Annotated in this window: 6 protein-coding genes; 1 reads left to right on the top strand and 5 read right to left on the bottom strand. The window is 41.1% G+C overall.

Translation table 11 applies throughout. The features are described from left to right. Positions 1 to 17 precede the first annotated feature (17 nt). The 3 genes from CWB72_RS15400 to CWB72_RS15390 form a co-directional block, all read right to left on the bottom strand. Positions 18 to 1,265 carry an EAL and HDOD domain-containing protein gene (locus CWB72_RS15400; RefSeq protein WP_138633160.1) on the bottom strand — a complete coding sequence of 416 codons (1,248 nt, stop codon included), beginning with the start codon at positions 1,263 to 1,265 and terminating at the stop codon, positions 18 to 20. Positions 1,266 to 1,552: 287 nt separating this feature from the next. Continuing rightward, on the bottom strand, positions 1,553 to 3,298 hold the full coding sequence (locus CWB72_RS15395; RefSeq protein WP_138633157.1) for a sensor histidine kinase: 1,746 nt from the start codon (positions 3,296 to 3,298) through the stop codon (positions 1,553 to 1,555). Then, complete coding sequence (locus CWB72_RS15390) at positions 3,298 to 3,999, bottom strand: response regulator transcription factor (RefSeq protein WP_138633154.1); 702 nt, start codon at positions 3,997 to 3,999, stop codon at positions 3,298 to 3,300. Before CWB72_RS15390 ends, CWB72_RS15395 begins: the two co-directional genes overlap by 1 nt. A 162-nt stretch (positions 4,000 to 4,161) precedes the next feature. On the opposite strand from CWB72_RS15390, the gene CWB72_RS15385 reads away from it, so the two are divergent. Further along, positions 4,162 to 6,285 carry a TonB-dependent receptor plug domain-containing protein gene (locus CWB72_RS15385; protein ID WP_138633151.1) on the top strand — a complete coding sequence of 708 codons (2,124 nt, stop codon included), beginning with the start codon at positions 4,162 to 4,164 and terminating at the stop codon, positions 6,283 to 6,285. A 93-nt stretch (positions 6,286 to 6,378) separates the two neighbouring features. On the opposite strand, the gene CWB72_RS15380 is transcribed toward CWB72_RS15385, so the two are convergent. Both CWB72_RS15380 and CWB72_RS15375 read right to left on the bottom strand, forming a co-directional pair. Continuing rightward, on the bottom strand, positions 6,379 to 8,064 hold the full coding sequence (locus CWB72_RS15380; protein WP_138633148.1) for a hemolysin D: 1,686 nt from the start codon (positions 8,062 to 8,064) through the stop codon (positions 6,379 to 6,381). A gap of 238 nt (positions 8,065 to 8,302) precedes the next feature. Further along, a complete protein-coding gene (locus tag CWB72_RS15375; protein WP_138633145.1) occupies positions 8,303 to 9,274 on the bottom strand; it encodes an LNS2 domain-containing protein in 972 nt (323 codons plus the stop codon). Positions 9,275 to 9,333: the final 59 nt, after the last annotated feature.

Raw genomic sequence — 9,333 nt, 5'->3', positions numbered from 1 at the left:
CTTATGCGCAGCTCAGGTTAGCTATTTTTTGAGACAACAGCAAAAACCTCATCTGCATAGGTCCGACTTTCAGTGGCCAAGTGATGTAAATTGCTAACAGGTGTTGCTGGACGCACTACAGCTAATACGCTTTCTGCTTCTTGCCAGTCATTTTTCTCAATAGCTATTGCGACCTTGAGAGCACCACCCAATAAGCCTTTATAATTTAGCAAAGCACCACTTAGGGTACTATCTAATGAGAACTCACTAATGATGGTCGTCAGGTCCATATCTAAAACAGCGCCTAACACAGACATCAAACCGATAAGATAACCCTGCTCTGCCATTTCTTCACCACCAGGTTCTAGAAATAGCTCCATAAACTTAGCGCGCATCAAACCATACTTTGTGAGCTCGGATGGCTTATCTACACCCAATTCACTGAGCGCTAAAACACGAACAAATTGCCTTAAAGCTTCTTCACCTAAATAAACAACCGCTTGTGAAATCGATTTCATTTCTAATTTATCTAAACCAGAGCGAGCATTTACTAACTTTAAAATACGTGCGGTTAGACTTAAATCTTTCGCTATTTTCTTTTCAATATCTTTAAAGCACAGATTAGTTTGTGCAGTTGATTTTAATAAATCTAAAACCACCAGCTTAGAAGGTTCAACATTGCCATGGGTCAGCATTTCAGGCTTAGCAAAAAAGTATCCCTGAAAATAATCAACTCCCGCCTTTTTTAGATATTCAAACTCTTCATACGTTTCTATACGCTCAACCACTATCTTCATTTTAGGGTATAAACGCTTCAGCTTTTTCACTAATAAGGTTGTTTTTAAGATTGGCTGCTCTAATTCTAACTTCACATAGGACATATGCGGCAGCAAAGGTTCCCAGCGTGGATCGCAATCATAGTCATCAAGCGCAAATTTATAATGTTGTTTACGTAAGGTCTTAACAATCGTAAGCAATTGCTCGATATTTTGTGAGCGCTCGACAATTTCTAAAACTAAATTATCTGGCTTTAAAAGCTTTGGAATTTCTTGTAGTAATGTGGTGTCGGATAAATTTACAAACGCACAATGATTCGCAACTAGCTTTTCTTTCCCTACTAATATAAGTGAATTAAAAAACACTCTCCCTGTTGCTTGCTCATCACTCACACCAATAGGAAAAGCATTGTTATGTGAGTCTCGATATAATAATTCATAAGCAAAAACTTGCTTAGTTGCATCGAGTATTGCCTGCCTTGCAATATATTGTGTTGCGGGTTTTGTCATAGGAATTACTGGCCAATGATTCAGTTTAGTTTTTAACTAATTTTCTCTATTGAGGTCTACTCATGAAACCCAGAGGCTTATATTAAGATTAGTTCAGGCTGAGTATTATGGGCTAACTCTGCGATGTCAGAAACACTTATTTGATGAATTAAGGAGTAAAATAAGGTGTTATCTTAGGAATTGTAGTATGTAAATTGACAGTAAGTCGATCACTTGATACCCAAGAAAAAAGACAAAATAAAAAGCAGCCTTAAAACAAGACTACTTTTATTTTTATCTTTTGTAACTTAATTATCTTCAAACTTAAATTTAAAGATAATATTTAAAGCCAGACCGGGCTGCATTCTCTCAACCGTTACTTTACCTTGTTGGGCATTAATGAGCTCTTTAACCAAAGCCAAACCAATCCCCGTACCTTGGGTCGCTCGGGTTAATTCATTGCCGCCACGGTAAAACAGCTCAAACAGTTTTTCTTGCTGCTCTTCACTAATACCAAAGCCATAATCACGTATTTGTAACTGAATAAACTCTGGCTGCTGCTTAGAATAATGAAAATTGAAATCGATTTTTTGTCTCTCAACATCATTGATCTTGGCTTGATCAAAGAACTTCACTGCGTTATCGGTAATATTAATCACCACTTGCGCAAAGGCATCCATGTCAACCCATAGCAATGCACAGTCTGGATGCTCAAAAGGCTGGTTAATATTGAGAGCAAAGTCGTTTTTCACCAATAACGACGATACTTTTGATTGGATAACGTCATTCAATATGCTCAATTTTACCCAGTTCGGCTCAACATTATGTGCAGGCTGACTAAGCTTTGAGAGCTGCAGGATATTATCTATGAGGCGAGACAAACGTTCACTCTCACTAAATATAAACTCGTAGTAATCACTGCGATGTTGCTCAGATAAAATTTGCCCAGACTTCAGCATTTCTGAATACATACGAATGGATGTTAGGGGGGTTTTTAATTCATGACTCACCGACGAAACAAAGTTTAAACGTTGCTCGGCTAACTTTAACTGACGTTTGCCCAAAGCATAAAAACCATAGCAACCAAGTGCAATGGTCAGTAATAAGACCCCCATTAACCCTAACCCATACAAGGCCAGACTACTGGTGCCAAACGCCTTAGTTGAAAATGAAATACAATAAGATGGAAACGGCCAGTGCAATTTGCTTTCTTTCAGGTGAACTTGCATCAACTTTGCCGGTAACGACGCTTGTAGCTGTACGTCCATGTCCCCATTTTTCAGCATCTTGGAAACAATAAACGCATCTTCGGCATGACCTTTCTTATCACTGATAGTCAATCCGAGAAATGCATTAGGACGCTTATTGGTCATCACTTCCATAATAAGTCCGAGTAAATAGCGCTGCTTATCTAGCACGTAGCCTTGCATTTTTACTTCATCACTCACCGTGACTGCACGATAAAAAATAAAGTAATCAGGTACGTCTTCTATCGCTTCATATTTTTCAGGTTGTACGATAAAGCCATTATTAATTAAAGTTTTTACCTGCTCTGAACGCATCACTACATCGTATAAACCACGTGCCATTTTGAGGCTTTCTTTTTGAGCTTCTTTTTCAGAGAAAACATCATCCGCTTGGATCACATCAGGCCACATAGGGCTATTAAAACGCCCTTGTGCATCTATTTGAAAGAACCCCACTAAACCTTCATAACGCTGAAAACTTTCTGGATCAGCAAGCGGAGATACTTGTCGCGTGACCTTTTTGGTTTCTGGGTTGTAAGCATACTGGTAATAATCAAACTCCGTGGGAGAAACCGAGTTGGTAATAATCGCTTGTTTAAATAGCCGTTTATTAATAATGTCGCTGAGCTTGGTTGCATGTTTTTGGTATTTAACGATTTGCTCTTGCTGAAATTGCTGAAACACAAACACACAAACCAAGGACACAGGAATAAACAACAGCAAGAAAAAGCTCAGCGTGAAAATTCTTAGCCTTTTTAAACGCTGTTGATAATTGAGCAAAGGTGAAGGTTTTAAGAATGCTTTCATCAAGAAGCCTGCCCGAATAATTGATACCCTTCACCACGCAGGGTCACTAGGTATTTTGGCGCTTTAGGATCAGGTTCAATTTTCTTGCGTAACTTGGCTATATGAATATCAACCGTTCGAGTATCAATGTGATCCGTTGACTTATACCCCCACACTTCTCTTAACAGTTCGCAGCGTGAAACTGGCGCTTTTTGCTGGCTCAAATAGTTTAAGATTTCTACTTCACGACGGGTATAGCGCACCGTTTGGTTAAACGATTGGCCAGTTAAACTCTGAGTGCAGATCTCTACCTGATCGCAAATGATTAGTTTACTGTCTTCGGGGCTCCACCCTGAACGACGCACTAAGGCTTTAACCCTTAAAACCAGCTCGGACGTCGAAAATGGTTTAGCTAAATAATCATCAGCCCCCAAAGTCAGACCATTGATGATATCTTCTTCACTGTTTTTAGCAGTCAGCATCAAAATCGCTTGGCTTTGCGAGTGTTGGCGTAGCGCATTACAGATCTCAAAACCATTCATACTCGGCAGCATCACATCTAAAATCACACAGTGATAATGACCTTGCAACGCGGCTTCTAACCCTTGCTTGCCATCTATTTCACTGTCGACCTCAAAACCATGGAAAATAAATAAGTCGGTCAAGCCGCGTAAAATACTGGCTTCGTCTTCCACGATTAACAATTTAGGTTTGATGCTCATAATTCGGTACTCCTTTTTACACACGCGTTACCCTACCCCAGACCTTACATTTTCTTAAGTAAACTTTTGTAAAAAGATCCTACTGAGAGTTTTACTTTTTGTGTCTATTTTACCTTGGCTCGCCCTCCTAATATGAACTCAAACGCCATTGAGGGAATTATCATGAAACGCCTTTTCACATCTCGTCTTTTAAAATTAAGTGTGGTTGCAACTGCACTGACTTTGTTTTTTAACAGCCAAGCAAGCTGTGCCAATGATGATGTAAGCAACAACACAGCCGCTAACATTGATACTTACGACGAGAGTTTCTTCACGCCATTTTCACCACAGAACCTGCGAGATATCTTAGAAAAAATTCCAGGTGCCAACAACCTACTGTTAGCCATGAATAACAACAATGAAACCCGAGGTTTTGGCTCGTCAGGCGAGCAAATATTAATTAATCGACAACGCGTATCGGGTAAAGGTAATAGCATAAAAAGTGAGATTGATAACATTCAAGCCAAAGATGTTGATTACATTGAGCTGATCAGAGGCTCAGTATCCGGTCTTGATGTACAAAGTAACGGTTTAATTATCAACGTCATGCTCAAAGACGACATCAGCACCGCGGTACTATGGAATATTGGGGTCACGAAAACAGACTCTATGCAGGGTAAACCGTTAGGCTCTTTAGTATTAAGTGGTGGTGAAGGCGATTTAACGTATCGCTTTGGTTTTGAAAGAAAGCTTTATCCCACGAAAGTCAAAATCAATGAGCTGTTTAGCTCTGCCGACAATGAACCGACGAAACACTACAAGCGCGTACGTAAAAATTGGTTCCGCGAAGACATATTCAGCAACAAGCTCAGTTACAAACACTCCAACAGCACCTCCATGACGCTGAACAGCATGTATAAAAAAATCTATCTAGATAGCGACTTTGATTCTACGTATATACAACTTGCGGACAACACCACAACGGCGGATAACCTGACATTTGATTGGGGCCTACGAGAATGGGAAATTAGTGGAGATATCAGTCATAAAATTAACGATAAACACAGCTTGAAACTACTCTTTATCGAAAACCGCAGTAAAGCCAATGATCAACTTTGGCAGACCATTATCAATGACGATGGCAGCACCACTGCGGGATACCAACTTCCCCGACTTTACAGAGAGTCAGAAAGCGTCGTGAGAGGAAGTTGGAAATATGCACTCGACAAGCAACATAGCTTCGACTCAGGCGTTGAGCTTGCTATTAATAAACTCGATGAAAACCTTCAATTCATCGACAGCCAAGATGATGTTTATCATTCTACAGAACTTAATGACATCAAAGAAACCCGCTATGAAGGCTTTAGTCACTATAACTATTCAATATCTCAAGCAACGAACCTACAGGCTTCTTTGGTTTACGAGTATTCAAAACTGGATGTTGCTACTGATTTTAGCCTGCAAACCGACACATTTGAGCAAGCAACCAGTGGATCAACGCGTTCATTTAATTACTTAAAACCACGTATTAACTTTCGCCATGATTTAAGTGACGATATTCAGTTACGTACCAATTTAGAGCGTACCGTGAGTCAATTAAGATTAAATGACTTTGTACCTCGCTTTAACCGAGAAGAACAGCGATTAGAAGAAACCAATCCAAACTTACGCCCAGAAGTCAGAGACGAGTTGTCTGTTAGTTTTGAGCGACAATTTCAAGCAACTAGCGGTAGCCTAACGCTGACGCCGTATTATCATAAAATCACCGATCTCATTGTTGAGATCCCATTAGTTAGCTACTCAGGTGAAGGTAATGTCGACAGCGCCAAAGAATATGGTGTTGAGCTTGAAACTGATTTTGGTTTAGACGTCATTGGCCTACCAAATACTATGATCAGCGCCAGTTATACTTGGCGTGATACTAATATGCGTGACCCATTTACAGGTCAAGACAACAAAATAGCGAGACTTAGCGATAATGAATGGCAAGTTAAAATCAATCAAACAGGCCCTATCGAAAACCTTGATTGGAGCATGACACTACAAGATAGAGGTACTTCGCCCTTTACTCGCTTCGACTATACCAGTACGTTAGAATACAAGTTGTGGGCGAGCATGGAGCTAAACTATAAATTGCCATCAAACTTAAAATTAACCCTCAAAGGCGACCGTTTACTAAGCCGTAAAACCAGAAATATCAGAACTCGACACGACGGCTTATTTACTGAAAATGGTATTTCACAATACGAAGATCGTCGCTTTGAACGCTCACCGCGCTTTACTTTACTGTTAAGCGGTCAGTTCTAACTGACTCCTTTATCTCTCAAAAGGCACGTTGTTGACTTCGTGCCTTTTGAAACCCGCTAGGTATTTAGCAAGCTCTTAAAAAGAAGCGCAAAACTACTCTAAAATCCACTTTGAGTGCTGTTTATCTGCACTGCCTGTCGAAGTTAATTGTGGACGCTGCTTATCTTGGTTATACCAAAAATACTGCTGCCAGTAGGTATTTTTAATATTCCATACGCCTCCTTGATAAACGAACTCGTACTCCGCTTGTTTTGGCGAGTCCCATAATTTGCCATACCCTGATGAAGACCCACTATAGCTAAAAAACAATGCAGGCGCTTGGCGACTTCGTAAATAGTAACGCCCTTCACTTGCTGGTACTTTTAACCACTCCACAGGGTTATTCTGTACTGTGGTTAAGCGCTCATTATTATTTAAAACAGATACCGACAGCGCCTTATCATCTACAGCAGACTTGATCACAACCGCTTTGCCACTGTCAGCTTGCTGCTTAGTCGGTTGCCAGTCATTTGGTGGTGTTTGCCAAGTAAGTGACTTCCAGCGCCAGTTATATGGCATTCCCATATAATCATCGTACAGATCTGCATATCCAGGTTCTGCTTCAATGTTATATAAGCACTGGCGACGCTCAGCATCTAATTGCGCAACACGCTCTGCTTGATTGGTTGTGCCTACCTTCAACTCTCCCATACAAGCTTCAAGTGTTTTACCAATACCGCTTTCACCTGGGGCGAGTACATAGGTATGGTCTCTATGCTGTTGATTGTCATACCATGCAAGCATCGCTTGTTCATCAAACGACAACCAATTGTCTACCAAGGTTTGCGCTTCTTGTCTGGCATAAGCTTCACGTGCACTCTTGTCTAAGGCCATTGTACGAATGAATGCCGCCCATAAGTCTTTACTTGCCTCTAGTGCCACCAGCGCAACAGGCTTCATATTACTTGCAGAATATGAATCCCACCCTGAATCAAGGCGAATATTTTCTTGCCAGATCACATCACCACTGCTGAAGTCGAGCACATCTTTGGTATCATGTGTGTGCTGCTCAGCACCTTCTGAACATAAATAAGCTTTTACTTGCCATACTTTTTCGTAGTTATCCGCTGGTAAACGTACTGTATGTTCCGGGCTAAATGAGTCTTGGAATAAGTGCACCGCTCGACCAAACAAGAAATAGTTATGATCCACTTCTGTTTTAGCTGAATAGCCTCCGCCATCCCACACTTGAATACGCTTTTGCTCTGCCATTGCGGCATTAACAAAGTGTTCAATAAAGCGCTTTTGACCGCGGTAAGCGGCATCTACACCACCTTGACCACCTATGTCATCATAACGGCGCATAAAGTGATCTTGTTGCAGATCGGCAGGTTCTTGCGAAATTGCACTAAAGCAGTTTGGTCCAGTCGGATCCGTACTGGCATTCGTCACATTAAACCCAGCAATATCAACCCAACGTTCACCCACAATGGCTGCATAGATATCATCATACTTAGGTTGGTAACTTGTATTGTTATTACTTTTAGCTTGTATTCGCTGTACTTCATTATACGCCGCAGTTAAGTCAGTGCGCTTCGCCAGGCCTTGCTGCCAGTGATATCGAGGATCATTGGGATCGGTTTGAATGATGTGCTCTTGGTCTAATAACTCTAATGCAGCGGTACGTGTGAGCCATTCATGACCCATTGGCATAATGCCACCGCCACCTAGTTGCGTGAATGCACTTGCTGATGTCGCACCTAGCAGTGCCAGACCAATACTCAGTTTTTTGATATTCATAATTTTCCTTATAGAACAGGCTTAATAAGCTTTTTATACCAATCCTCCTAATTGAGTCTTCTATTTGGAGGGTTGGTGGTCCAGCTCATATCCTTAAGCCAATAAAAATCATGCGCATAGTAGAGCTAAAACTCTAAAGTTACAACAATGTTAATTAAAATTTAAATAATATAAGTGAGGTTTTGATAACAGCCCTAAGTGATTGGGGAGGAACTCAGGGCTGGAGTTAGTAACTTTATTACTGGCAATTCGCGTTCGGGAAGTTGTTCACGTGAGTTACAATATGATCGGCGTAACTGTTATTTAAAATCGGCGTTGTACCGTAATACCCCGCATCTTTACCTATGGTAAAACTTTGAGAGGCACTTAGACCTGATTTGATGAATGCTTCAGCATCCGTTTTTGCATTGCCATAGGCGCGCACAATTTTAATGCCATTCGCTTCAAGTTTGTTGATCTGCTCTGTCTTGTATTCTGCAGTACGAAATAAGCTAGTTTCATTACTTAGCGATGTGCGCAGATAACCTTGAGGCAAGCCCATCCAAGATAGCCATTTGCGCGTACCTTTGGCATACCAATAAACACGCGCAGTAAGATAAATAGGCTGATAACCTAAATCCAAATAGCTACGCGCTAGCGTATAAGCCTCGTCCTTTGCATCAGCATAATCTATGCCTGTGTAATCACCAATTTGCTCAGCATCAGACTCTGTTAATGTGCCATCAATGTCGAATAATACCGCTTCTGTATTTGGCTCTACGACCGTTAAGAAACCTTCTGTGCCAGTGCCATCAGCTGGTACGCCCGCATAAATACGGTATTGGCCTGCAGACATGCCCGGTAAAGACAAGGTCGCTTTACCATCGCTGTTTGTGGTCGCTGTCGATAGATATTGCCACTGTGCGTCATTTTGGCCACGAATATAGAACTTCACTGTTTCAAACTCTAAGTCTTTATGCGCCACACTGCCGTAATCAAACTTAGCAGTTACTGTGACGGGTTTACCTACCGCGACAATTTCATCATGGATCATATGAAAGCTTGGCAGCCAAGTAATAAAACGATTTGACCAATTTTTATATTTTCCGGTTTCAAAGCTGGGCGCTTCAAAACGCTGCTCCATCAATTGTGGTTGCGGGCACTGTGGTAGTGCAAAAGCCGAGGCTGCGCTCAGCAGTAGCGGGGCAAAAAGCCATTTATTATTGTTCATATTCTTTCCTTAAGTAAAAACATCAATTACTTAGAATAGAATAAAAACTCAAAGTTACA

The organism is Pseudoalteromonas phenolica, from assembly GCF_005886345.1.
Taxonomy (GTDB): domain Bacteria; phylum Pseudomonadota; class Gammaproteobacteria; order Enterobacterales; family Alteromonadaceae; genus Pseudoalteromonas; species Pseudoalteromonas phenolica_A.
Note: the sequence above shows the minus strand (reverse complement) of the source record. Positions and strands in the feature narration are given on the sequence as shown.

Coding starts and splice junctions, on each gene's coding strand:
- CWB72_RS15400 (WP_138633160.1), bottom strand. CDS start 1,265: ATGACAAAACCCGCAACACAATATATTGCAAGGCAGGCAATACTCGAT.
- CWB72_RS15395 (WP_138633157.1), bottom strand. CDS start 3,298: ATGAAAGCATTCTTAAAACCTTCACCTTTGCTCAATTATCAACAGCGT.
- CWB72_RS15390 (WP_138633154.1), bottom strand. CDS start 3,999: ATGAGCATCAAACCTAAATTGTTAATCGTGGAAGACGAAGCCAGTATT.
- CWB72_RS15385 (WP_138633151.1), top strand. CDS start 4,162: ATGAAACGCCTTTTCACATCTCGTCTTTTAAAATTAAGTGTGGTTGCA.
- CWB72_RS15380 (WP_138633148.1), bottom strand. CDS start 8,064: ATGAATATCAAAAAACTGAGTATTGGTCTGGCACTGCTAGGTGCGACA.
- CWB72_RS15375 (WP_138633145.1), bottom strand. CDS start 9,274: ATGAACAATAATAAATGGCTTTTTGCCCCGCTACTGCTGAGCGCAGCC.